The organism is Nitrosomonas sp. (assembly GCF_040256045.1).
Lineage (GTDB): Bacteria > Pseudomonadota > Gammaproteobacteria > Burkholderiales > Nitrosomonadaceae > Nitrosomonas.
The window spans coordinates 17,056-40,622 of sequence record NZ_JBDZWD010000004.1; the positions used below are offsets into that span (position 1 = coordinate 17,056).

General features: G+C 49.6%; 21 protein-coding genes. 11 read left to right on the forward strand and 10 right to left on the reverse strand.

The genetic code is table 11. The annotated features are described in order from the left end of the window. Positions 1–457 precede the first annotated feature (457 nt). On the forward strand, positions 458–1,888 hold the full coding sequence (gene mgtE, locus ABUL11_RS01440; protein ID WP_350282086.1) for a magnesium transporter: 1,431 nt from the start codon (positions 458–460) through the stop codon (positions 1,886–1,888). Here mgtE and ABUL11_RS01445 read toward each other — a convergent pair. The 9 genes from ABUL11_RS01445 to ABUL11_RS01485 form a co-directional block, all read right to left on the reverse strand. Further along, entirely contained in the window at positions 1,874–2,986 is a 1,113-nt protein-coding gene (locus tag ABUL11_RS01445) for a nucleotidyltransferase domain-containing protein (protein ID WP_350282087.1), read from the reverse strand. The genes mgtE and ABUL11_RS01445 overlap by 15 nt on opposite strands. Then, positions 2,979–3,890: an HprK-related kinase A gene (locus tag ABUL11_RS01450; protein ID WP_350282088.1), complete on the reverse strand. Its 912-nt coding sequence runs from the start codon at positions 3,888–3,890 to the stop codon at positions 2,979–2,981. The genes ABUL11_RS01445 and ABUL11_RS01450 overlap by 8 nt, the downstream gene beginning before the upstream one ends. After that, positions 3,887–4,198: an HPr-rel-A system PqqD family peptide chaperone gene (locus tag ABUL11_RS01455; protein ID WP_234989030.1), complete on the reverse strand. Its 312-nt coding sequence runs from the start codon at positions 4,196–4,198 to the stop codon at positions 3,887–3,889. Before ABUL11_RS01455 ends, ABUL11_RS01450 begins: the two co-directional genes overlap by 4 nt. A 5-nt stretch (positions 4,199–4,203) precedes the next feature. Further along, positions 4,204–4,656 (reverse strand): hypothetical protein, encoded by a 453-nt coding sequence (locus ABUL11_RS01460; RefSeq protein WP_350282089.1) that lies wholly within the window; start codon positions 4,654–4,656, stop codon positions 4,204–4,206. Positions 4,657–5,019: 363 nt separating this feature from the next. Next, positions 5,020–8,238 carry an efflux RND transporter permease subunit gene (locus ABUL11_RS01465; protein WP_350282090.1) on the reverse strand — a complete coding sequence of 1,073 codons (3,219 nt, stop codon included), beginning with the start codon at positions 8,236–8,238 and terminating at the stop codon, positions 5,020–5,022. Between the two features lie 104 nt (positions 8,239–8,342). Further along, complete coding sequence (locus ABUL11_RS01470) at positions 8,343–9,836, reverse strand: efflux RND transporter periplasmic adaptor subunit (protein WP_350282091.1); 1,494 nt, start codon at positions 9,834–9,836, stop codon at positions 8,343–8,345. Next, the gene (locus ABUL11_RS01475; protein ID WP_350282092.1) at positions 9,833–11,239 is read right to left on the reverse strand and encodes a TolC family protein; all 1,407 of its coding nucleotides are present in this window, start codon (positions 11,237–11,239) and stop codon (positions 9,833–9,835) included. Before ABUL11_RS01475 ends, ABUL11_RS01470 begins: the two co-directional genes overlap by 4 nt. Positions 11,240–11,345: 106 nt before the next feature. After that, entirely contained in the window at positions 11,346–11,717 is a 372-nt protein-coding gene (locus ABUL11_RS01480; protein WP_350282093.1) for a hypothetical protein, read from the reverse strand. A gap of 155 nt (positions 11,718–11,872) precedes the next feature. Continuing rightward, on the reverse strand, positions 11,873–12,469 hold the full coding sequence (locus ABUL11_RS01485) for a Maf family protein (protein ID WP_350282094.1): 597 nt from the start codon (positions 12,467–12,469) through the stop codon (positions 11,873–11,875). 68 nt (positions 12,470–12,537) lie between these two features. Here ABUL11_RS01485 and ABUL11_RS01490 point away from each other — a divergent pair, with 68 nt between their 5' ends. From ABUL11_RS01490 to ABUL11_RS01535, 10 genes are all read left to right on the forward strand, one after another. Then, positions 12,538–13,074, forward strand: a complete 537-nt coding sequence (locus tag ABUL11_RS01490) for a YceD family protein (protein ID WP_350282095.1) — start codon at positions 12,538–12,540, stop codon at positions 13,072–13,074. A gap of 40 nt (positions 13,075–13,114) precedes the next feature. Then, positions 13,115–13,297: a 50S ribosomal protein L32 gene (gene rpmF, locus ABUL11_RS01495; protein WP_350282096.1), complete on the forward strand. Its 183-nt coding sequence runs from the start codon at positions 13,115–13,117 to the stop codon at positions 13,295–13,297. Between the two features lie 50 nt (positions 13,298–13,347). Further along, positions 13,348–14,394 carry a phosphate acyltransferase PlsX gene (plsX, locus tag ABUL11_RS01500; protein WP_350282097.1) on the forward strand — a complete coding sequence of 349 codons (1,047 nt, stop codon included), beginning with the start codon at positions 13,348–13,350 and terminating at the stop codon, positions 14,392–14,394. 8 nt (positions 14,395–14,402) lie between these two features. Next, positions 14,403–15,359 (forward strand): beta-ketoacyl-ACP synthase III, encoded by a 957-nt coding sequence (locus tag ABUL11_RS01505; protein WP_396955975.1) that lies wholly within the window; start codon positions 14,403–14,405, stop codon positions 15,357–15,359. Positions 15,360–15,362: 3 nt separating this feature from the next. Then, the gene (fabD, locus tag ABUL11_RS01510; protein WP_350282099.1) at positions 15,363–16,301 is read left to right on the forward strand and encodes an ACP S-malonyltransferase; all 939 of its coding nucleotides are present in this window, start codon (positions 15,363–15,365) and stop codon (positions 16,299–16,301) included. Positions 16,302–16,356: 55 nt separating this feature from the next. Continuing rightward, positions 16,357–17,100 (forward strand): 3-oxoacyl-ACP reductase FabG, encoded by a 744-nt coding sequence (fabG, locus tag ABUL11_RS01515; protein ID WP_350282100.1) that lies wholly within the window; start codon positions 16,357–16,359, stop codon positions 17,098–17,100. A gap of 172 nt (positions 17,101–17,272) precedes the next feature. Next, positions 17,273–17,512: an acyl carrier protein gene (acpP, locus tag ABUL11_RS01520; RefSeq protein WP_350282155.1), complete on the forward strand. Its 240-nt coding sequence runs from the start codon at positions 17,273–17,275 to the stop codon at positions 17,510–17,512. Positions 17,513–17,545: 33 nt separating this feature from the next. After that, a complete protein-coding gene (gene fabF / locus ABUL11_RS01525) occupies positions 17,546–18,787 on the forward strand; it encodes a beta-ketoacyl-ACP synthase II (RefSeq protein ID WP_350282101.1) in 1,242 nt (413 codons plus the stop codon). 127 nt (positions 18,788–18,914) lie between these two features. Continuing rightward, positions 18,915–19,946 (forward strand): endolytic transglycosylase MltG, encoded by a 1,032-nt coding sequence (mltG, locus tag ABUL11_RS01530; protein WP_350282102.1) that lies wholly within the window; start codon positions 18,915–18,917, stop codon positions 19,944–19,946. Between the two features lie 86 nt (positions 19,947–20,032). Next, positions 20,033–22,711, forward strand: a complete 2,679-nt coding sequence (locus ABUL11_RS01535; RefSeq protein WP_350282103.1) for a glycosyltransferase family 39 protein — start codon at positions 20,033–20,035, stop codon at positions 22,709–22,711. Here ABUL11_RS01535 and ABUL11_RS01540 read toward each other — a convergent pair. Further along, on the reverse strand, positions 22,665–23,459 hold the full coding sequence (locus tag ABUL11_RS01540; RefSeq protein WP_350282104.1) for a ZIP family metal transporter: 795 nt from the start codon (positions 23,457–23,459) through the stop codon (positions 22,665–22,667). The two genes, ABUL11_RS01535 and ABUL11_RS01540, sit on opposite strands and share 47 nt — an antisense overlap. Positions 23,460–23,567 lie beyond the last annotated feature (108 nt).

Consider the following 23,567-nt stretch of genomic DNA (forward strand, 5'->3'; position numbering starts at 1 on the left):
ATCGAGATCAGTGACGCAAATCGCACATATCCTTACCGTGATGTGGTAACCGGTTGATCGGCCTCATACTATCGCACCGGCAAGGGTGGAAATACCATCCTTCCGCAAGCATCTATGTCATCGACCTGTCTTTTTTCTGTAAAAAATTCCATGCTAAAATGAAATAAAGGCTAAAGTGCCGATCCGATTCCGACTGACCCGGATTTCCCCGTCTTACATATACCGTTTACAGCCAGTAGATACATTTCGCACTGCTGCAACGATAGTTGGATCCGTGAAAAAGCGCTATACCCCTGATCGGTATTCCGGTCATTCGGAAAATTTCACGGAATCATCTTTTTCTTTCCATCTTCTAAACGGTATTTCTGACATCAGATAACCATGGAGCAGGTGTGTATCTCACCAGCTGGATTGTATATAACCACCCTCGATCAACAACCTCGATTACCGATCAGTCATGACCGAAGAAAATCACGAAAACTTAGAAGATAAACTGCAGAAAGTCATCTATCTGCTGCAAAAATACAAACTAGTCGAAGGTTTCGTCCGTCTGCAGGATACACCCGAGCCGGAATTGATCGAATCGATCATACAAAAACAGAATCTCTCCAATCTGCGGCGAGCGCTGGACAAGCTTCACCCGGCGGATATCGCTCATATCCTTGAAGCTTTACCTCTTGAAGATCGTCTGATCATCTGGGGACTGGTCAAAGCCGAGCAGGATGGTGAAGTACTGCTCGAAGTCTCCGATGCTGTTCGCCAGACGCTGATCGAAGACATGGACAGCGAAGAACTAGTTGCTGCGGCAGAACAGCTCGACGCGGATGAAATTGCCGATCTGGCGCCTGATTTACCCAGCGATGTCATGGAAGATGTCTTCCAGGCATTGCCTATGGAAGAACGTGAGCAACTGCGTGCCGCCATGTCCTACTCTGAGGATGCGGTGGGTGCACTGATGGATTTCGATGTGATTACCGTACGCGGGGATGTACGCATTGAAGTCGTGCTGCGTTATTTACGCCGGCTTGGCGAATTGCCGGATCATACTGACCAGTTGTTCGTGGTCGATCGCACCGAACAACTGCAGGGAGTCTTGCTGTTGAACCAGCTGCTGGTAAGTGACCCGGAAGCCACTGTGATAGAGGTCATGGCGCGCGACACGGTCAAATTTCTTCCAGACAATAAGGCTGAACAAGCCACTCATGCATTTGAACGGTACGATCTGGTAACCGCCCCTGTCATCTCCTCCGAAGGGAAATTGCTGGGCCGGGTAACGGTCAATGCAGTCATTGACTTCATGCGCGAGAAGGCAGATCTCGAAGCACGCAGTCAGGCCGGTCTGAGTGAAGAAGAGGATCTGTTTGCACCTATCTGGAAAAGTGTGCGCAACCGCTGGGCCTGGCTGGCCATCAACCTGGTCACAGCATTCATTGCCTCTCGCGTGATCGGATTGTTCGAGAACTCGATTGAGAAGCTAGTTGCACTTGCCGCACTGATGCCCATCGTGGCGGGGGTAGGAGGCAATTCCGGTAATCAGACAATCACTATGATTGTCCGGGCCATTGCACTGGGGAAAGTGAATCAGGACAGCACTTTCAAGCTGATCAGTAAGGAAATCGGTGTCGGTATCGTCAATGGCATCGTGTGGGGAAGTGTGGTGGGACTGTTCACCTATATCATCTACCGCAACATGCAACTGGGCCTGGTCATGGCACTGGCCATGCTGCTGAATCTGCTGCTGGCTGCCTTTGTCGGTGTACTTATCCCGCTGATCCGCAAGAAGTTCGGGCGTGATCCTGCACTCGGCTCCAGTGTCTTGATTACAGCCGTCACCGATAGTGGTGGTTTTTTTATTTTCCTGGGCCTGGCCACGTTATTTCTGCTTTGATGTTCCAGCTCTGGTCGGAAACACGGACAAATAAAACTTATAGACCAGATGTGGCAGTAAACGGTAGAGTGGCATGCGCAGCCAGTGGCTACGCCAGTAAAGCCACATCCGTGCGTATCCCGCTATTCTGGAAGGATGATCAGGATGCTGCGGCAGTAATGCCAGCGGCACACAATGATGCATGATACGCCGCGCAAACCAGGCCGGTTGCCGATCGAGCTGTTTTTCCAGATCTTCCGGAATCATTGATTGCAGCAATAAGCGACTGAAGTACAAACTGTAAAATAGCGGATTCCCTAATCCGAGCTGATTAGCGCGCTCGATCAGCTTCTTTTGAAAAAACGGCTGCTGACTGCTGAAAAACAGCAGCATTTCATGAAAATCGAGCAAATGCCGCAGATCATCAGCCAGCTCGTTGTTCTGAAACAGGTTGACTGCACAATGCAGTACCATGTCTTCCGGACTCAACACATAAACACCTGCATCTTTCACTTTGACCGCTGCTTCCCTGAATGGCAGCGGATCGATCTTCAACTTGCCCAGCGGTGAAGAAAGCGTATGGTGAACATCCACTTCAACGCTGCGTTCAGGATGCACCAGCGCGGGGATTTCATGACTCCACTCTCGGTAGTAACGCTCATCGTAGTCGGTCAGCGCATGATGCCGCCAGCCTTTCTTCAGCAAGCCAGATTCGATCTGACCCAGATTTTCCTGTGGCGCCAGCAAATCCAGGTCAGCAAACATGCGTCCCGAAGCATTCGGCAAATCCTGCAACAGGTACGCCATACCCTTGAGAACAATCACGGGTATTTCATGTTCACGCAGCACCCACATCACCCGGTTCAATTCCCAGCTTACCGATTGCTGCTGTTTTTTTACCTGAATCAAACTGGAACGCAACAAGTTGGCAGCACGCACTGGAATATTATCCAGCAATCCGTCGTTTTCCAGCTTTGCTGCAAGATAGCCGGATAGCCGTGCCCGTCTCGCCAGTCGCAACAATAGTTCCCATTGCCGATTATCGTATCCGATCAGGGAAGTGGGCTGAATGATCGCTTCCAGCAGTAACCGGTGGTGATCTGCTCTGATATCAGCCATCAGTTGTTAGTTCATCCAGTACAGCCAGTGCACTGTCGAAATCGGAGTAAATCAACTTACGACATTCACAGTTTTGAATCAGACGAGTCACTGCATTAAATGCGGTTTCTCCCAGCACTTCGTAATTAAACGCATTACTGGCGAGTAACAGAAACGCCTCGGAACGCGGTAGGGGCTCCAGTCGCACAGCGGCATCCGCTAACCATTTCGGAAAAACGATCCAACGCGGTTTTGCAGTTTCATCTGCCCGTTCAATGCTTTCCTGCGGTGGGCGCACATGGGCAACCGTTCCTTTCAATGTGCCATGAATTTCCGGACCCAGCACAGCTTCCGGCAGGTAATCACGAATCACCTCGATCGACTGATTTTTGAGTGGCATCAATCGGGGTAACGGGAGAAATTCACCAGATCGTGGATCCATCAACCCGAATTCATCGGAAAACAGCCGGTAACCCCGATACATCAATGCTGTGCATAAGGTTGTCTTGCCACTGCCAGGCCAGGCTGGCAGCAATAACACATGGCCATTACGTTCCACTGCAGCAGAATGAAACAGCAATAGATGATTGATACGCATGGCAATTGCCAGATTGATGCCCCATTCCAGTGTTGCCAGCGCCTGCTCTGCCGGCACAGGCGGAAACGGAGATCGGCCATCGATTTGGAACTGAATAAACTGGGCAAGCGGGCGTCTAATCGAATGTTTAGGAATTATTCGAACATGAAATTCAGCAATTTCTGTTTCATCCACCAGTGAATAGTGGGAATACATCCAGTAGAGCTGGTCGATGAGTGAGGATAAGCAGGTCTGGATAGATAAATTGAATGGCCCCGCTTTTACACGCAGGCCCGACCCGGTAATCAATGTGCGGAATATATCCAGCGAAAGTTGCTCAACCTTCACTCGTTTTCTTTTACCCGTGTGATCAAACCAAGTGCTTCGTAGCGCTGCAAGGTCCTGATGATTTGTCCGGGAAATTGCGCATCAAGCTGCAATGAAAAATACGCTGATAATTCTTGACAGATTGCTTCCAACGTAGCGGGAGATCGATCAAGTACCGTGAGGATTCGCAACCCCATCTCATTCAGGAAATGGGTCTTACCGGATTCTGGCTGGAAAACGGTAAACTCTCCATCCCATTCTTCTATACGTAGTAGCGAGCTATTTGGATACCAATAAATACCATCAAATCCAGAGATTAAATTATTCACCCATATCAAAGAGGAGGAAGATTACCAAGAAACCCATTACCTTGGAGAGAAGTGTAAGCTGCAGCCGAAATTAAAATACCTGCCCCCTCCTCGCGGCACGCTGCTGCCTGTCCCTCTAAATCCATTGGATTACCATCTAGATCATAAAGTGGAGCAAAATCGGCAGTAGGAATTTCCCCCAAGTCATAAGTTGGACCACCATCCAATGGCCCATCTCCCGAATTAACACACACAATCTGTTCTCGTTCACCAGTATTAAATTTGACTGCGTCACCAACTTCAACCGGCCCAGCGAGATTACTCGTCCGCGCCAGCGCAGCGCCGCTGTGCAATGTCATGATGACCGGGATGGCAACTGTACTTTTAAGCAGTCGCCTGCGCGCCGACTGAGGAGCAGCGACCGTTTGTTCAGTAGTACTCGCCCGATCTGTTTGTCCCTGAATTTTCTCTTCTGTCACGTTAATCACCTTTCATGTAAAAAACATACAAAACTTAGGGAAATAAAACATTTCCAGTATAACAACAGGAAGCAGATAAAGTCTGCTGTTGTACTTTTCATGTAATAACATGCATATTTCGTACCATACCGTGAAAATCAGTTTTATGCCATAAAAAACATGAGGATAAGAACCACTCCCAGCTATGGCTGATCAGCAATTCACAAAAGTGTAAAATTATTCGACGTTCATTGTCTCACAACAGCTGCCCTCTCGTCGGTAAAGAACGTCCTGTATCACTATATTCTGACTATCCTTGACTCAGTCCATTTGGCCACTGCACAACTGCAGAAAGTGGAAAAAATTCCGACGCTACTGAACCCCTCATAGAATGTTCGCATCCCGCAGCATCTCTGTTTTTTCCTGATAGCTCTTTCCATCCCCTTCCTGATGTTTGTAAAACACGTAATACAACACGGGCAGCACCAGCAGTGTCAGGATAGTCGAGGAAAGGATGCCACCGATCACAACCGTGGCCAGTGGGCGCTGTACCTCTGCACCAAGACCGGTTGCCAGTGCCATGGGAATGAATCCAACAGCATCGGTGAGCGCTGTCATCAGCACCGGGCGCAACCGTGTCAATGCACCGGTTTGTACAGCATTCACCAGTGCAAAACCTCCCTGGCGCAATTCCCGGATAAATGTCAGCATGACCAGCCCGTTGAGTACCGCAATTCCTGACAGAGCAATGAACCCGACCCCGGCGGAAATGGACAGCGGAATATCACGCAACCATAGTGCCAGTACCCCTCCCGTCAGCGCGAACGGCACACCGGTAAATACCAGTAATCCATCCCGGAAATTGCCGAATACAGTATAAAGCATGACAAAAATCAGCGCCAATGCGACCGGTATCACGATCTGCAGACGTTCCGCTGCCGAAATCATCTGTTCGAACTGCCCGCCCCACACCAGCCAGTAACCCGGCGGAATCCGGATTTTTTCATTGACCAGCGTCTGTACTTCCCTGACGAAAGAACCGAGATCGCGCCCGCGCACGTTGGCCGTCACCACTACGCGGCGTTTGCCATTCTCGCGACTGATCTGGTTCGGCCCCTGCATGACATTGAAAGCAGCCACCTCACCCAGCGTCACAAAGGTGGTTGATCCGATCAGCGGCAACTGACCGGCCAGCCCCCCCCCTTGTGTTCCGGATGAAATCGGCAGTCCTATGGGCAGATAGCGCAATGCTTCGATATCGGCGCGCAACGATTCAGGCAAACGCACCTGCAATTCAAAACGACGATCTCCTTCAAAAATCAAGCCGGCACTTTTACCCCCCACCGCAATAGCCACTGCATCCTGTACATCGGCAACATTCAAGCCATAACGTGCAATGCTGGCGCGATCGGCCTGGATGGATAACACCGGTAATCCGGTCACCTGCTCCACTTTCACATCTGCAGCGCCTGGCACGGTTGCAACCAGCGCTTCGATATGCTCCCCCAGGTCAAGCAGTTCATCCAGATCATCACCGAATACTTTGATGGCGACATCGGCACGTACTCCTGAAATCAACTCATTGAAGCGCATTTCGATTGGCTGAGTAAATTCATAGTTGTTACCCGGCACTTGTAACACCGCTTTCTCCATTGCCACAATCAGATCATCTTTGTTCCGGTGCCGGTTGGACCACTCCGATTGCGGCCTGAGCATGACGAAGATATCGGCTACGCTGGGTGGCATCGGATCTGTCGCGATTTCTGCCGTTCCAATTTTGCTGAACACCTGTTTTACTTCAGGAAACGATTGGATCACTTTTTCCAGCTCCCTTTGCATGGCAATGGCAGTGGAAAGACTGGTACCGGGAATACGAATTGCATGCAGTGCAATATCACCTTCATTCAGGCTGGGTACGAATTCACTGCCCAGACGGGTTGCCAGCAACACTGATAACCCCATTACCACTGCGGCAATGGTGATGGTCAAGCCCTGATTACGCATCACCATCACGAGCATCGGCTGGTAGAAACGTTTACACCATACGACGATCCGACTTTCTTTATCTGCCACTTCACCGGTCAGAAACAGTGCAATGGCTGCCGGCACAAAAGTAACCGACAGAATCAACGCACCCAGCAATGCTGCCACCACGGTAAACGCCATCGGATGAAACATTTTGCCTTCCACACCAGACAACGCAAAAATCGGCAGATAGACGACCATAATGATCATCTGCCCGTAAATCAGCGCGCGTCGTACCTGTCGCGTGGCTGCAAACACCAGCTTCAGCCGTTCTTCCCGGCTCAATGCCCGCCCCAGCCTCGCCTGTTCCTGTGAAAAACATCGGATACTGTTTTCGATGATGACGATGACACCATCGACGATGATGCCGAAATCCAGCGCCCCCAGACTCATCAGATTGGCACTGACATGATTGACGACCATGCCGCTGAATGTAAACAGCATCGACAGCGGGATGACGAGTGCCGCGATCACCGCTGCACGGAAATTACCGAGAAACAGGAACAAGACGACGATGACGAGAGCAGCGCCTTCGATCAGATTGCTGGAAACGGTATGAATCGTGCCATCGATCAGTGTGGTTCGATCATAAACAGGAACGACCACCACCCCAGCCGGCAGTGAGCGGCCGATTTCCGTCAGTTTCTCGGCAACCGCATGGGCCACGGTACGACTGTTTTCCCCGATCAGCATAAGGGCAGTTCCCAGTACCGTCTCTTCACCATTATGGGTGGCCGTGCCTGTCCGCAATTCCTTGCCAATCAGTATGTCGGCCACATCCTTGATGCGCAGTGGCGTCCCTTGTCTGCTGCCCAGCGTAATCTCACCGATTTCATCCAGACTGGTAGCCTGCCCCGGCAAACGTAGCAGATACTGTTCTCCCCGTTTCTCGATGTAGCCCGCTCCCAGATTGAGATTATTACGCTCAAGTGCGGTTACGATTTCCTGCAGGGTCAATCCGTAGGCGACGAGTTTCTCCGGATAAGGAGTAACGTGGTATTGCTTGACGAATCCCCCGATGGTGTTAATTTCAGTCACACCTTCCACCATGCGCAATTGCGGCCGGATGATCCAATCCTGGATTTCACGCAGATCAGTAGAGGTATAGGCGGTCCCGTTCGGTTTGCGTGCGCCGGGGAGACTTTCGACCGTCCACATGAATATCTCCCCCAGACCGGTGGAGATCGGCCCCATTTCAGGTTCGATACCAGCCGGCAATTGCCCCCTCGCTTCCTGAATACGCTGACTAACCAGTTGTCGGGCAAAATAAATATCTGTTCCTTCCCGGAATACTACCGTCACCTGGGATAATCCATATCGCGATAATGAACGTGTGTAATCCAGCCCCGGCAACCCTGCCATGATGGTTTCAACCGGGAAAGTGATACGCTGCTCGACTTCCATCGGTGAATAACCTGGCGCTGCGGTATTGATCTGCACCTGCACATTGGTAATATCGGGCACGGCATCGATCGGCAGTTTCTGGTAACTGTGCAAACCCAGTACCGCCATCGCCAGAACTGCCAGCATGACCAGTCCACGATGCCGGATCACAGCCTGAAGCATACGTTCAAACATGAGTGACCTCCCCGACCAGACCACGGTGACGGCCAGCAGAACAAGGAAAAATCAACCTGGTAAAAACAATAACAGAATGGTACGGAAGATCAGCCGGTATTCCCTCAGTGGTCATGCACGGCTCCTGCTTTACCCAGCTCCGACTTGATGATGAAACTGTTGCTGACGGCATAACGCTCGCCTGCGGATAAGCCTTCAATCACCTCAGCCATCCGGTTATCGCTACGCCCCAGTTTGAGCGGGCGCATTTCGAAATAATCGCCATAGCGGCCAAACACTACCGACTGGTCACCTAGTGTCTGGATTGCTTCCAGTGATACCGTTACCGGAACTTCAGCCGCTTCAGTCTGCAAATCAGCTTTGACGAACATGCCAGGCCGCCATTGTTCATCCTGATTATCGAGCTGTACCCGTGCAACCGCCGTACGGGTCTGTTCGTCAAGCAGCGTCGTCACATAAGTGACTTTTCCTTCCCGCATCAGATCATAGGCATTTGCCCGGATGATGGCACGCTGGCCCACATGAACCTGGTGCAGGTTGCCGGGAAAGACCCTGACAGCCGCCCAGATCGTAGAAATATCAGCGATGATAAATGCGGTTTTATCTTCCTTGACAACTTCTCCGGTAACAATCGCTTCATCAATGACAATTCCGGAAATGGGAGTGCGAATTTCATAACGAGCAATATTTTTCCCGGATAAATCGGATTTCGGCTGCACACCCAGCGCCAGCAAGCGTTCAGCCGCCAGTTGGGTGGTAATACTGGCTTCTTCCCGCTGCTGCCTGGCAGTGAGGTAATCCTGTCTGGCGGTGATCTTCTCCCGCCATAACTGTTCTTCCCGATCATAAATCGTTTGTGCCAGTGCCTGTCGCCTGCGGGCAAGTAGGTACTGGCTGTGCAGATCAGCCAGCATGGCACTTTCCATGACGGCAAGTACCTCACCTTTTTTCACGCGCTGCCCGTGGTGGCGCTTGATAGATACCACCATACCGGGCAGACGAGGGACTACATGCACAATATTATGTTCATTGAAGATTATTTCACCCGGCAGCGTAATCTCCGAGCGGATGACAGCAGGACCGGCCGTAGCCAGCTCGATACCGCTGCTTTGCATCATCGTATCGGACATTTCCACTCGTGCTTCGACCTGGCTGTGATTCCAGCGATAGGTCTTGCCCTGATACTCAGCAGTGACGACCATCTCGAAAGAATGCGGCTCTTCCACTTCCTGATCACTGATCAGATAGTCGCTTTCCGGCCGGAAATGAAACAGTTGTGTCGGTCTGCCGAGACGGGACAATGCCACCGTTACTTTCACCTTTGCCGGTGGCAAGGATTGTTTCTGCCAGTATGGATAAATTCTGAAGTGCGGAAATACACCCTCTTCATAGATGATCAGCTCCAAGCTCAGATCGTCTTTCGTGAATAATTCCCCGCCCTTAGGCCCGGTTGCTGATTCGGATTCAGTTTCCTGCTTTGTGGAAGAAAATCGCTCTACGATATCCGGCAATCCGGATCCACCGATCAGCAGCCATATTCCCAGCAAGATACCGGCCAGAATAACTGCTACGATGGGTAACCGTCCGGTAACGTTCATTGATTGTGCTCCTTCCCTTGATTGTTGAGTCTTGTTGAATCCGTGGCTGAATCAGTAAGCGGTGCTGCGATCAACTGCTCGATAGTGTTGACCAGACGCTGATAATTGGCCAGCGCCCGCACATAAAGAATACGATTCTGAAAAAAGGTACGTTGAGCATCCAGCATTTCCAGAAAACTGAATTTGCCCAGTTGATACCCCCGGTTGGTGATCTCGAAAGCATTCTGCGCACCCGGCAGCACTTCGTCATGCAGCACTCTGATTTCATTCCGGGCTGCCAGCAGATTCTCGTAGTTACGCGCAAATTCAGTCCTGAGTTGCAGCTCGACCGACATCTGCTCATCCATTGCCTTGTTCAGGCGCTGGCGAGCTTCCAGCTCATTCCCCTGATTACGGTTAAAAATCGGAATGGGAATCGACATCCCCACCACGGCAGTAGTGTCATCCGTTCCCAGATAACGCCGAATACCCGCATCGACCGTTATATCAGGAATTTTCTTTGTTTTTTCCAGCTCGACCATTGCCTCTCGCTGTGCGACATTCTTGAGGCTCTGTCGCACGACCGGATTTTCTTTGAGGCGTTTTACCAGCTGATCAAACTCCGGTATCTCGACGAATGATTCCAGTTCTCCCAGCACCCGGCCGAATCGAGGTTTTGCCTCACCCCAAAGCAAGGCGAGCTTCATTCTGGCGGCTGACAGACTGCGCCGGGCCTGTTCCAGTTCGATGCTTGCAGTAGATAGAGCAACTTTCGAACGAATTGCCTCCATGGGCGGTGCTTTCCCGGCTTCGACCCGTTTAACCACTGTCTCCATCGCAACCTGGACCAGATGCACGGTATCGTCCACTACACTCACCTGTGCCTGATTTTCCAGCACATCGACAAAAGCGCTAGCAGTGCGTGCAATGATTTCCAATCGTTTGGCGACATGAGCCTGATCGGCCAGCTCCTGCCCAAGTGTTGCTACATTCACACGGGCCGGCCGCTTACCACCCAGTTCAATTAACTGACTGATACGAAAAGTCGCAAATTTCTGAATGGCACTATTGGAAGAATTAATATCTTCTGCTTCGATACTGAATTCCGGATTACTGAACAGACCAGCTTGTAATTTCGTGCCTTCATGAGCCGCAATTTCCCTGGAAAAAGCGGATAATTCGGGATTATTCTGCAGAACAAGTTGCAGCACCTGTTGCAAGGTAAGATCCCCTTTTTTACTGATACTATCTGCCTGTACATCCGCGGTCAGCACTGCGGCATTTGCAAGCGTCATACCATAATTCTGGACAGGTATCATTCCTGGCAGTACGAACGCCAGGAAAAATATCGCCCACCCCGGGTGAAATGATCCAGGTATTCCTTTTGCTTGATATTCCATCATGATGATTAATAACGAAGTCATGCTGTGAAAACACATCGAACGTGACACAGCAAATAAACCGAATTGCCGAACGGCCAATCCGGTGGCTACCTGGCTCTACTGCAGTTGTCAGCGAACCGGGACTGGATCAGGAGAGTACTCGAGGAGGGTGGTAAAGACGATCGGGAATCGTTTCTGGAAAAGAGCTGTCAGCAATTTCCGGTGTCATCTCCCTCACGTCGGCAGTATTTATCTGTAATGAGGCAGGCAGGTAAAACGGTTGGAACTGGCCTGCAGCGTGCAGACATAAGTGAGTAGCGGCATCCAGATCAACACTGTCATCAAGTGCGTGGTGCAGCTCGAGGTGTACATCGGGATACATCAGAAACAGCTCTCTGTAATGATGATGCGCCAGTTCATGTGTGAACACCTTACCGTTGAACGACCATCCGAACGTGTTTGTCAGCATGCTGGCAAGAAATGTCAAAATGATCAGCCTGACAGCGGAAGGTTTATTCATTATCGCCAATGAAAAATTTACTCATTTGGAAAACAACGGCGGGAATCTATGTCGAATCGCTGCCACTGTAACACGAAAATACCGCGTTCCGCCATTTCATAGCTGGCCGGAAAATCAAGAGAACGGTTCAACATTCAGTCAGAGTATAAGTAACACTAAAACAACTCTATCCCCTCCTCCCTCAACATTTCCACCAGTGCTATCAATGGCAATCCAATCAATGCGTTGGGATCTTCCCCGGTAATGCGTTCAATCAGAGCAATCCCCAAACCTTCCGCTTTTGCGCTGCCGGCACAATGGTAGGGCTGCTCCTTTGCAAGATAGTGCTCGATCTGGCTGTCGCTAAACTCGCGGTACTTTACTGAACACGGTATGACACGCGCCTGCAGACGAGTCGTCCGGCTGTTGAACAGGCATAGTGCTGAATAAAAGATGACTTCCCTGCCACGCATCGAACGAAGTTGTCGGACAGCGTTTTCATGACTCAATGGTTTACCCAGTTGCGTTTTTCCCAGAGCCGCAACCTGATCTGCTGTGATGATAAGTGCATCAGGAAACAGCTTTGCCACCGCATGTGCCTTTTCTTTTGCCAAACGCAATGCAGTTGCCTCAGGTGCTTCCCCGGTCAAAGCAAACTCGTCAACGGCCGGACTTGCGGTTTCAAAAGGTATTTGCAGACGCTGCAGCAATTCACATCGGTAAACTGAGCTGGAACCCAGTATAAGTAGAGGGTAATTCGTGCGATTTTTCAAAATATTATAGTAATATGCCGATTTGTGATTTTGACACTTTGTTATAAAAAATATAACATGCGCGCCTTATGTTCGACCAACTTGTTATAGATGCACTGGATTTCGTCCGCAGAGGCAAATCACTTCAGGGAAGTATCCCCCTGCTCAATCTCGAGCGTCTAAGAGGTTATCTGACAAACTCAGCGGGAGAATTGGCTTACTTGGTCACCGGATTACTGGATGAACGCGACAGGCCGCTGCTGGAAATGTCAGTCAACGGAACTATCGACTTGAGTTGCCAGCGCTGCCTGGAAAAAATTGAGTACCCGCTCGATGTGAAGACAGCATTGCTTCTGGCCCGAAATGAAGGTGAGTTGTCACGCTACGACGAGGATACTTTTGTGGATGCGATCTATGCTTCAAATGAACTCGATATTCTGGCTTTGATAGAGGATGAGGTGATCCTGAGCCTGCCGATTTCCCCTCGCCATGAGGATGTGACCAAATGCCACTCGTCAACCGGAACCGGAACCGGAACCGGAACCGGAACCGGAACCGGAATACATGAAACCATCGCAAAAGAACATCCTTTTACCGTGTTGGCGTCACTCAAGCAATCACATTGAGCCAGTACTTTTATAAGTCGTTTTTACTCTGGAGTTAAACATGGCTGTACAACAAAATAAGAAGTCTCCTTCCAAGCGCGGGATGCATCGTTCTCACGATGCGCTGATCAGTCCTCCGCTTGCGATCGAACCCACTACCGGGGAAACCCATTTACGGCATCACATCAGCCCGAACGGGTATTACCGCGGCAAAAAAGTAATCAAAACAAAAAACGACGATTGATGGTATCTGCCCACATTATATTAGCCTCACTGTCAAATCTTTCTTGACAAGTGAATATAACGGTAGCAATTGATTGCATGGGTGGCGATCACGGTCCACATGTCACAGTTCCATCAGCTGTTGAATACTTGCATCGCGACTGCGAGGCCAACATTATTCTGGTTGGTAAACCTGAGGTCATTTCCAGGGAGCTGGATGCGCTTAAGGTATCACCCAGCTCACGGCTCAGATTACACCCGGCGAACGAAGTCATCGGCATGGATGAGCATCCGGCCGTTGCCTTGCGTAACAAGAAAGATTCTTCGATGCGGGTAGCACTCAACCTGATTAAAAGTGGTGAAGCACAGGCATGCATCAGTGCAGGAAATACAGGAGCATTATTGGCTACTTCCCGGTTTGTGCTCAAAACCATCCCGGGAATAGATCGACCCGCACTGGCAGTCATTCTTCCAACCATTTCAGGGCATACCTATGTGCTGGATCTGGGAGCAAACGTAAACTGTACAGCTGAACATTTGCTCCAGTTTGGCATAATGGGGGCAACACTGGTTTCGTCAGTCGAGAACAAACCCAATCCAAGTATCGGCCTGTTGAACATTGGCGAAGAAGATATCAAAGGTAATGACGTAGTCAAGCGGGCAGCCGAGTTGTTCCGTTCCAGTGGTTTGAACTTTTATGGCAACATCGAGGGAGATGACATTTACCGAGGAACGACCAATGTAGTAGTATGCGACGGTTTTGTCGGTAATGTGGCACTCAAAACTTCGGAAGGGTTGGCTCAAATGCTGGCAAGTTATCTGCGTGAAGAGTTCAGACGTTCCTTATTCAGCAGGCTGGCAGGACTGGTGGCCTTACCAGTGATCAATGCCTTCAGGCGGCGAGTCGATCACCGCCAGTATAATGGAGCGAGTCTGCTGGGGTTACGAGGTGTTGTCATCAAAAGTCACGGATCAGCCGATAGCTACGCTTTCCGCTGTGCCATCAGGCGTGCGGTGGAAGAAGTACGTGGTGGCACGTTGCGGAACATCGTCGAGCATATTGAGACATTGCGAAACAACATTGAACAAAACATCGCACAACCGGTATCAATAGAGTGAACATGACCATGTATTCACGGATCATCGGTACCGGCAGTTACCTGCCGGAGAAAATCCTGACCAATCAGGACCTCGAGTCGATGGTTGATACCAGCGATGAATGGATACGGACGCGTACCGGTATCGAACGACGGCACATTGCTGCAGAAGGCCAGATGGCGAGTGATCTCGCGTTGGAAGCAAGTCGGAATGCCATCGAGGCTGCAGATATGCAGGCAAAGAACATTGATCTGGTCATCGTCGCAACGACAACACCCGATATGATCTTCCCAAGCACGGCCTGTATTCTGCAGAACAAGCTGGGTATATCTAACGGACCGGCTTTTGATGTGCAAGCTGTCTGCAGCGGATTTATTTATGCCCTGGCCACAGCAGATATGTTCATCAGCTCCGGAAAAGCGCGTAATGCACTGGTTGTTGGTGCTGAAGTCTACTCTCGTATCATGGACTGGAATGATCGCAGTACCTGTGTCTTATTTGGTGACGGTGCAGGAGCAGTGATTCTCACTCGTGATCAGAAACCAGGGATCCTTTCATCCCATTTGCATGCAGATGGAAGTTATAGCCAGGTTCTCTCAGCACCTGCCTCGATCCATTCCGGTAAAATACAAGGGACCCCTTTCATTACCATGGAGGGCGGGACAGTCTTTAAATTTGCGGTCAAAGTCCTGGAAGAAGCCGCACTGGAAGCACTGCAAGCGAATCAGTTGCGGCCTTCCGATATCGACTGGCTGATTCCACATCAGGCCAATATTCGCATCATTACCTCGACGGCAAAGAAACTGGGCATCCCTGAAGAAAAAGTGGTAACAACAGTTTCACAACACGGCAACACCTCGGCTGCGTCCGTTCCACTGGCACTCGACCAGGCAGTACGTGACGGGCGTATCCAACCGGGCCAGCATATCGTGCTGGAAGGTGTTGGGGGAGGATTCACCTGGGGATCAGTTCTGGTACGCTGGTAAAATATGAAAGTCGCTTTCGTTTTTCCCGGACAGGGATCTCAGTCAGTGGGTATGATGAATAGTTATTCCGAGCTGCCATCGATACGTGAAACTTTCGATGAAGCATCGGATATTCTGCAGCAGGATCTATGGTCACTGGTCAGTAACGGACCAGAAGACCGCCTGAATCTCACCACCAACACCCAGCCTGTGATGTTGGTTGCTGATGTATCCATTTATCGAGCATGGCGACAGGCGGGAGGAATTGAGCCACATCATCTGGCCGGCCACAGTCTGGGTGAATATGCTGCACTGGTTGCAGCTGAGGTGCTCACTTTTACTGATGCCCTGAAACTGGTTCGTTATCGTGCAAAAGTCATGCAGGAAACCGTCCCCGAAGGAACCGGAGGTATGGCAGCCATTGTCGGGCTGGATGATGATACCGTCTCTTCAATATGCACCGAAGTAGTAAATATGATACCGGATACATCGCTCGAGCCGGCAAACTTCAATGCACCAGGCCAAGTAGTGATTGCCGGCCATTCCCAAGCAGTTGCCCGGGCAGTGATACTCGCAAAATCAAAAGGAGCAAAGCTGGCGGTCATATTGCCAATGAGTATTCCTTCGCACTGTTCGCTTATGCAACCGGCAGCAGAAAAATTTGCTCTTCTGCTAGAGGAAATCATGCCGCAACCTCCCCGAATTCCTGTCTTGCATAATGCTGACGTCCAGCAACATTCTGAGACCGCTTCCATTCGTGAGATACTGGTACGCCAGCTCTATCACCCGGTCCGCTGGACAGAGACCATCCAGGCCATCACAGCACAGAATATAAAATATGTCGTGGAATGCGGTCCGGGTAAGGTGCTGTCCGGTCTGAATCGGCGCATTGATAAGAATCTGAAAAATATTACGCTGACCGATTCCGGCTCACTTCTCAAAACGGTAGAAACGTTGAAATAATACGTCGGCAATATGCCATCAGGAATAGTTATTCCAATTACTCACAAATTCTCAGATGCTACTGGAACATAAAATCGCACTAGTAACGGGCGCAAGCCGTGGAATCGGCAAAGCTATCGCACTTGAGCTGGGAAAGCATGGCGCTACCGTCATCGGAACCGCCACTTCCGAAACTGGAGCCGGCCATATCAATCGGTATCTCAGCGAAGCTCGCATCCCGGGAATGGGGCTGGTCATGGATGTCAGCAACATCGAACATATCAAGAGTGGTATTGAGACCATACAACAATCACTGGGAGATGTTGCAATACTGGTCAACAACGCCGGTATCACACGAGACAACCTGCTGGCCCGTATGAAAGATGATGAATGGGATAGTGTTATCCAGACCGATTTGAAATCCGTGTTCTGTCTCAGTCGTGCCGTGCTGCGCGTCATGATGAAAGCACGCAATGGCCGGATCATCAATATCTCATCAGTCGTAGGCGCAACCGGAAATCCTGGACAAACCAACTATGCAGCGGCCAAAGCCGGGATGATTGGTTTCAGCAAGTCACTTGCCAAAGAAATTGGCAGCAGAAACATCACTGTGAACTGTATAGCTCCAGGCTTTATTGATACCGATATGACTCGCTCTCTTTCGCCAGATCAGCAACAATCACTGATTCAGCATATCCCTCTTGGAAGATTCGGGCGCCCTGAAGATGTCGCTGCAGCTGTCGTTTTTCTGGCTTCTCCGGCAGCAGACTATATCACCGGAGCCACACTTCACGTAAATGGCGGAATGTATATGGAATGAACGGGTTACGAGCATTTTTATCCAAACCTCCCCAAAAACGGGAAGATCTAATATTTTTTGCAGCAATAAAAAGTGCTTTACTTGCAGAACTGAGCAAGTATTGCCGGTAGTTTGAAATTTGTTAAACTTGTGAGAGTTTCTTTACCTGAAAAGGATGGGTGTATCAATGGAAATTACTGAAATAGAACAGCGCATCAAAAAAATCGTAGCTGAGCAATTGGGCGTCAACGAATCAGATGTCAAAAATGAATCTTCTTTTGTTAGCGATCTGGGCGCAGATTCGCTGGATACTGTTGAACTAGTCATGGCGCTCGAAGAAGAATTCGAATGCGAAATTCCTGATGAGCAGGCTGAGAAAATCAATACAGTTCAGGAAGCGATTGATTTCGTAGCAGCTACCGCAGCTCAGTAAAAATAGTTTTTTCAATGATTCATTGGAGTCGTTTTGTCTAAACGTAAAGTAGCCATTACCGGGTTAGGCATAATTTCACCCATCGGCAATACGGTTTCCGAAGCATGGAAAAACGTCATTGCCGGGAAATCCGGTATTACACGAATCACGCGCTTCGATGCATCAGACTTTTCTTCGAAAATTGCGGGAGAAGTCAACGAGTTTGACATAACAGCGTATCTTGCCGCCAAAGAGGCGCGCCGTATGGATATATTTATCCAGTACGGAATGGCAGCGGCCATCCAGGCCATCAGAGACGCCGGCATCAGTGATGTAAACGGGTTCAATGCGGAGCGTATTGGTGTGAACATCGGCTCCGGGATCGGTGGCCTGCCCATGATTGAAAATACTGATGCTGCCTATCAGGCGGGCGGTCCCCGGAAAATCTCCCCCTTCTTCATCCCCAGTACCATCATCAACATGGTAGCCGGTAACCTGTCTATCATGTTCGGGTACAAAGGGCCAAATCTTGCTATCGTCACTGCCTGCACGACAGCCACGCACTGTATAGGCAGTTCTGCCAGAATGATCGAATACGGTGATGCTGATATCATGGTCTGCGGAGGTACAGAATCATGTGTTACACCACTTGCTGTAGGCGGATTTGCTTCAGCACGTGCCTTATCATCAAACAATGATGATCCGGCGGCAGCAAGTCGGCCATGGGATCTCAAAAGAGATGGATTCGTTCTAGGAGAAGGAGCAGGTATTCTCGTTCTGGAAGAAATGGAGCATGCTAGAAAGCGTGGTGCAAATATTTATGCGGAACTTGCCGGATTCGGCATGAGTGCAGATGCTCATCACATGACTGCACCCTGTGACGATGGAGAAGGCGCAGCCCGTTGCATGACAAATGCATTATCTGATGCGCAAATGCATGCTGATGAACTTCATTACATTAATGCACATGGAACATCGACTCCATTGGGAGACATTGCAGAAACGATTGCAGTCAAACGCTGCTTTGGTGAACATACAAAAAATCTGGCAGTTAGCTCCACCAAATCGATGACCGGGCATTTATTGGGTGCTGCAGGAGGTGTAGAGGCAATTTTTTCTGCTTTGGCTGTTTATCACCAGATTGCCCCTCCCACTATTAATCTCGATGACCCGGATCCCGCATGCGATCTGGACTATGTGCCCAACAATGCGAGAGAAATGAAAATTGATGCAGCTCTGTCGAACTCGTTCGGGTTTGGCGGAACTAATGGCACACTAGTCTTCAGAAAAATCTGAATATCATTTCCGGAATTTTCGGAATACGTTATCTGGAAATAATCGAATTCCAGATCGAGATGACTGGTTATGCTTTCTCCGGGGTGTAAAGGCATAACCAGTTGAGCGAATGTCCGAGTGTGCCGACATGCCTAAATCAACACGTTTTCTAAAACTCACAAGTTTCGTTCTTATTATCATTCTGGTTGGCAGTACGCTGTTTTCAGTATGGTTCTATCGACTGGCTACAACTCCATTGAATCTCCCTGCAGTACCCAGTGAATTTTCAATTGAGCCCGGAAGTGGACTGCACCATATTGCTAGACAATTGGCCGAAGCAGGTATCCTTTCCAATGAATGGTCTTTCATATTGCTTGCCCATATCACTGGATACAACGCATCACTCAAGGCCGGGGATTATCAGCTTACCGAGAAGCTGTCACCGTTAGACCTGCTGAAATATCTCACCCGGGGAAAGGTTAGGCAATATGCAATCACCTTTCTTGAAGGATGGACCTTTTCTCAATTCAGAAAAGTTCTGGACAAACACCCTGCTCTCCGGCATGAGTCCGACAAACTCAGTGACTCAGAATTGCTACGCGCAATCGGAGCAAAAGAATCTCATGCTGAAGGTCTTTTCTTCCCGGATACTTATTTCTTTACTCGAAACAGCAGTGATCTGACCATTCTGAAACGTGCCTACCAGGCCATGCAGCAGCACCTCGAAACAGTCTGGCTTGCACGACGGGAATTTCTCCCGTTAAAAGACCGGTATGATGGCTTGATTCTGGCTTCGATCATAGAAAAAGAAACCGGAGCAGATAATGAGCGCGCTCAGATTGCCGGTGTATTCATCAACCGTCTACGTCACAATATGAGGCTCCAGACTGACCCAACTGTAATCTATGGAATGGGTAACAAATTTGATGGAAACCTGCGCAAGATCGACCTTCAAACCGACCATGAATATAATACTTATACCCGTTCCGGCCTGCCTCCCACTCCTATTGCCATGCCAGGTCTGGCTTCCATCCGGGCAGCCTTTAATCCCGCAATTACTGATGAACTTTATTTTGTCTCCAGAGGTGACGGAACTTCCCACTTCTCATCCACACTTGAAGAGCATAATCGTGCCGTCCTGAAATACCAGAAATCATCCGTAAAGCATTCTGTCCATTAATAGTCTCCTGCCAATACACTGTTCACCCCGGAGAAAACGCCCCAGTCCCTGATCACCAAGGCTTTGGGGAGTAACCTGAGCTTAACATGTCATTTTCACTCATTATTCCCACCCTGAACGAAGCTGAAAATATCGATCCCCTACTATCAGGTATTTTTTCTCTTGATATTCTGGGAAGCCAGTTCGAAGTCATCATCGTGGATGATGGTTCTACTGATGGCACGCCTGACAAAGTCAGGCAATGGCAAAATACGCATAACGTGCGTCTGATCGAGAGGCGCACACAACCTGATCTGACTGCTTCTATTCTCGATGGAACAGCAGTTGCCAGACATGAAGTCATTGCCGTCATGGATGCTGATCTGAGCCACCCGCCGGACAGACTGGCCGCACTGATCCAGCCGATACTAGATGGTACCCATGACCTCACCATCGGTAGTCGGTATATTGCTGGCGGCAATACTATTGATTGGCCCTTTTACCGGCTCTGGCTGTCACGAGCCGGTGGTTGGCTCGCACGTATCATTTGCGATGTAAATGATGCAACTTCCGGTTTTTTTGCTTTCCGGCGGGAATTGATCGGAAACATTACAAAGAATGCTCGCGGCTACAAGATCCTGCTGGAATTACTGATGACCGGACAAGGCCAGTTGCGTGTAAAGGAAATACCCATCAGTTTCCGCGATCGGCTGTATGGCAATTCCAAACTTTCCCTCACCCACCATCTTGCTTATTTACTGCAACTCATCACTCTGGCGGGAGGAACCGTCTCATTCCATACAGCCAGCCGATTTGCCATTGTCGGATTTCTGGGAGTCTTCGTCGACGTCCTGATTTTTCAGTGGATGACTGGACATGGAGTGAGCCTGGCTTCGGCCCATATTTCCAGTTTCATTGCTGCTGCCAGTTTCAACTACGCCATGAATTCAAAATGGTCGTTCCGGCTGTATCACGCGGGTCATCTACATTGGCAGCAATTCATCCGTTTCCTGACAGTTGGTGTATTTGCACTGCTTCTGAGAGGCGCTATCCTGGCCTGGCTGGTCTATACCTGGGGTATGTCTGCTGGATGGGCAATTTTCCCTGCCATCCTGACAACAGCGCTGGTGAACTACCTCGGCTCTGCTTTTTATGTATTCCCCCGGACAGAACCTCCTGTTTCTGCGGACACACGGTGGCGTGTTGCCTCTGTGGGAATTGTATGTTTTGTCATCCTGTTACGCCTGGCCTACATGGATGTAGCGCAACTGATACCTGATGAAGCCTATTACTGGCAGTATGCACAACACATAGACCTGAGCTTTTTCGATCATCCCCCCATGGTTGCCTGGTTGATCTGGCTGGGAACCACGCTGGCTGGCCATAATGAGTTTGGAGTCAGAATCGGTGCTTTCCTGTGCGGATTGATTGCAATGGCTTATGTATTCGCACTTGCGCGCAACCTTTACGACAAATCCACTGCCATGCGTTCGGTACTACTGTTTGCCATCGTACCATTCGGTTTTGCAACGGGGCTGGCAATGACACCGGATGCTCCATTGATTGCAGCTTGGGCAGCCACACTCTATTACATGGAGCGCGTCTTACTCGCCAATCAGAGCCGGGCATGGCTTGGAGTCGGCATTGCTTTCGGACTGGGGATTTTATCCAAATATACGCTTGGTCTGCTTGGCATCGCTGCCTTGATTTATGCTGTCCTAGATCCTATCGCGCGCCGCTGGTTGCTTCGTCCTCACCCCTATCTCGCTGTATTGATTGCACTGATCCTGTTCAGTCCGGTAATTATCTGGAACATGGAAAACAATTGGGCTTCCTTTCTATTCCAAACTGGCAGACTTAGTAATACGCAACATATATTTGCCACACATCGACTGATACTCCAGATTGCAACCGTACTTACCCCGGTTGGACTGATTGCTGCAGTATTTGCGTTACGATACATTTTTCTAAACTACTATCAGGTTCCTCGAAAATATCTCTTCATCGGTATATTCACTGGGGTTCCCCTGCTGGTTTTTCTGGTAATCAGCACTTTCGATCCTCTACGTTTTCACTGGACCAGCCCCCTCTGGCTGGCACTGATACCCACCATGGCCTGGATGATCGGCCACAATGATGTACCCAGAAACTTATCTACACGACTCCGTACTGCCTGGCAACCGATGATCATCCTATCATTACTGACTTACGCCTTCATCCTGCACTACGTCACGCTGGGAATACCAGGATTACCTTACCAATTCCTGAGTGAACATTATTTTTGGAAGGAAACTACGGCAGAAGTCGAGCAAATTGCTGAGGAAATCAGGCAAACAACAGGAGAAATGCCAATTGTGATCGGAATGAGTAAGTGGTCGACCGCCAGCGCGCTTGCGTTTTACACCGGTACACCTGCCTTGGATATCCGATCACGCAACCTGTTCGGTCAGCATGCTGCCATGTACAGCTTCTGGAATCCCATCGAACCATCTTCTAACCGGCCGATATTGCTGGTCGGAATGAAACAGCAGGCATTGGAATCCAGTAATGCAACGGGAAATTTCGAGAATAAGTTAATCAACCCCGGAAAGATACATTCTTGCTCCATCTATCGAGATGATGGCATTTTGTTGCGGACCCTCTATTACCGAACGGCTGCAGGGTATCGTAGCAACTCCGACCCACAGCCGGTGCCGACCGATGCAGGAGTCAAGCAATATTTACCCGAAGCTGTCAAGCTCAATGGTTATGACCAAAGAACAACCCTATCAGCCATATCGTACTGATCCCAAGAATGATGAGCGTGACCTGCTGAATGGTTGCTCTAATTTCCGGACGTTTATGCAGACTGGGGATCAGATCAGACATCGCCACGTATATCATGCTTGCAGCAGCAATGGCGAGTATGGGTGCAATCATGTGATCTAGCTGGTACAGCATGAAATAACCCAACAACCCACCAAACAATGTCGCCACACCTGATAACAGATTGAGCCAGAGTGCGCGTGCCCGGGTAAAACCCGAATTAAGCAGAATGATGAAATCTCCTGCCTCCTGCGGAATTTCGTGTGCAGTAATGGCAATGGCCGTAACGATTCCAAGTTGAATATCGGCCATAAAAGCTGTTGCAATCAGAATACCATCTACAAAATTATGAAAGGTGTCACCCAACACGATCATCATGCCACTGCGACCATGATCGTGGACATCTGATGGCTTCATCTGTATAGCAGGATCATGCGCCTCACATTCCGATAAATGACAATGGCGCCATAATAAAAGCTTTTCCAGAATGAAAAAAACAAGGATACCGAGCAGCAGAATCAACGTCAGTTGCTTGGGAGACTCTGTAAGCTCAAGTGCTTCAGGCAATGCATTCAGAAATGCTGCACCAAGAAGTGCACCGATCGCATAAGAAATTAGTACGGAAATCCACTTATTACTATGGACATTCAGGGCAAATAATGCTGCCAGCCCAATACTCAGTAAACCACTGGCTAAGCTGGCAAAAATGATCCAGGCTAATACTGGCATAAGTTACGTACCAAGAATAATCAGAAACAGATAAAAATCACACACATAATTGCTTACGGATCGAAGTACAGACAGGAAAGGATAAGGTAAGGGGTTAATAACGATTTC

Excerpts from the sequence above, each read along its gene's own strand:
- ABUL11_RS01540 (WP_350282104.1), bottom strand. The coding sequence starts at position 23,459 with ATGCCAGTATTAGCCTGGATCATTTTTGCCAGCTTAGCCAGTGGTTTA.
- mltG (WP_350282102.1), top strand. The coding sequence starts at position 18,915 with ATGCCTAAATCAACACGTTTTCTAAAACTCACAAGTTTCGTTCTTATT.
- ABUL11_RS01465 (WP_350282090.1), bottom strand. The coding sequence starts at position 8,238 with ATGTTTGAACGTATGCTTCAGGCTGTGATCCGGCATCGTGGACTGGTC.
- fabG (WP_350282100.1), top strand. The coding sequence starts at position 16,357 with ATGCTACTGGAACATAAAATCGCACTAGTAACGGGCGCAAGCCGTGGA.
- ABUL11_RS01470 (WP_350282091.1), bottom strand. The coding sequence starts at position 9,836 with ATGAACGTTACCGGACGGTTACCCATCGTAGCAGTTATTCTGGCCGGT.
- ABUL11_RS01475 (WP_350282092.1), bottom strand. The coding sequence starts at position 11,239 with ATGACTTCGTTATTAATCATCATGATGGAATATCAAGCAAAAGGAATA.
- rpmF (WP_350282096.1), top strand. The coding sequence starts at position 13,115 with ATGGCTGTACAACAAAATAAGAAGTCTCCTTCCAAGCGCGGGATGCAT.
- ABUL11_RS01445 (WP_350282087.1), bottom strand. The coding sequence starts at position 2,986 with ATGGCTGATATCAGAGCAGATCACCACCGGTTACTGCTGGAAGCGATC.
- ABUL11_RS01480 (WP_350282093.1), bottom strand. The coding sequence starts at position 11,717 with ATGAATAAACCTTCCGCTGTCAGGCTGATCATTTTGACATTTCTTGCC.
- mgtE (WP_350282086.1), top strand. The coding sequence starts at position 458 with ATGACCGAAGAAAATCACGAAAACTTAGAAGATAAACTGCAGAAAGTC.
- ABUL11_RS01535 (WP_350282103.1), top strand. The coding sequence starts at position 20,033 with ATGTCATTTTCACTCATTATTCCCACCCTGAACGAAGCTGAAAATATC.
- ABUL11_RS01505 (WP_396955975.1), top strand. The coding sequence starts at position 14,403 with ATGTATTCACGGATCATCGGTACCGGCAGTTACCTGCCGGAGAAAATC.
- ABUL11_RS01490 (WP_350282095.1), top strand. The coding sequence starts at position 12,538 with ATGTTCGACCAACTTGTTATAGATGCACTGGATTTCGTCCGCAGAGGC.
- fabD (WP_350282099.1), top strand. The coding sequence starts at position 15,363 with ATGAAAGTCGCTTTCGTTTTTCCCGGACAGGGATCTCAGTCAGTGGGT.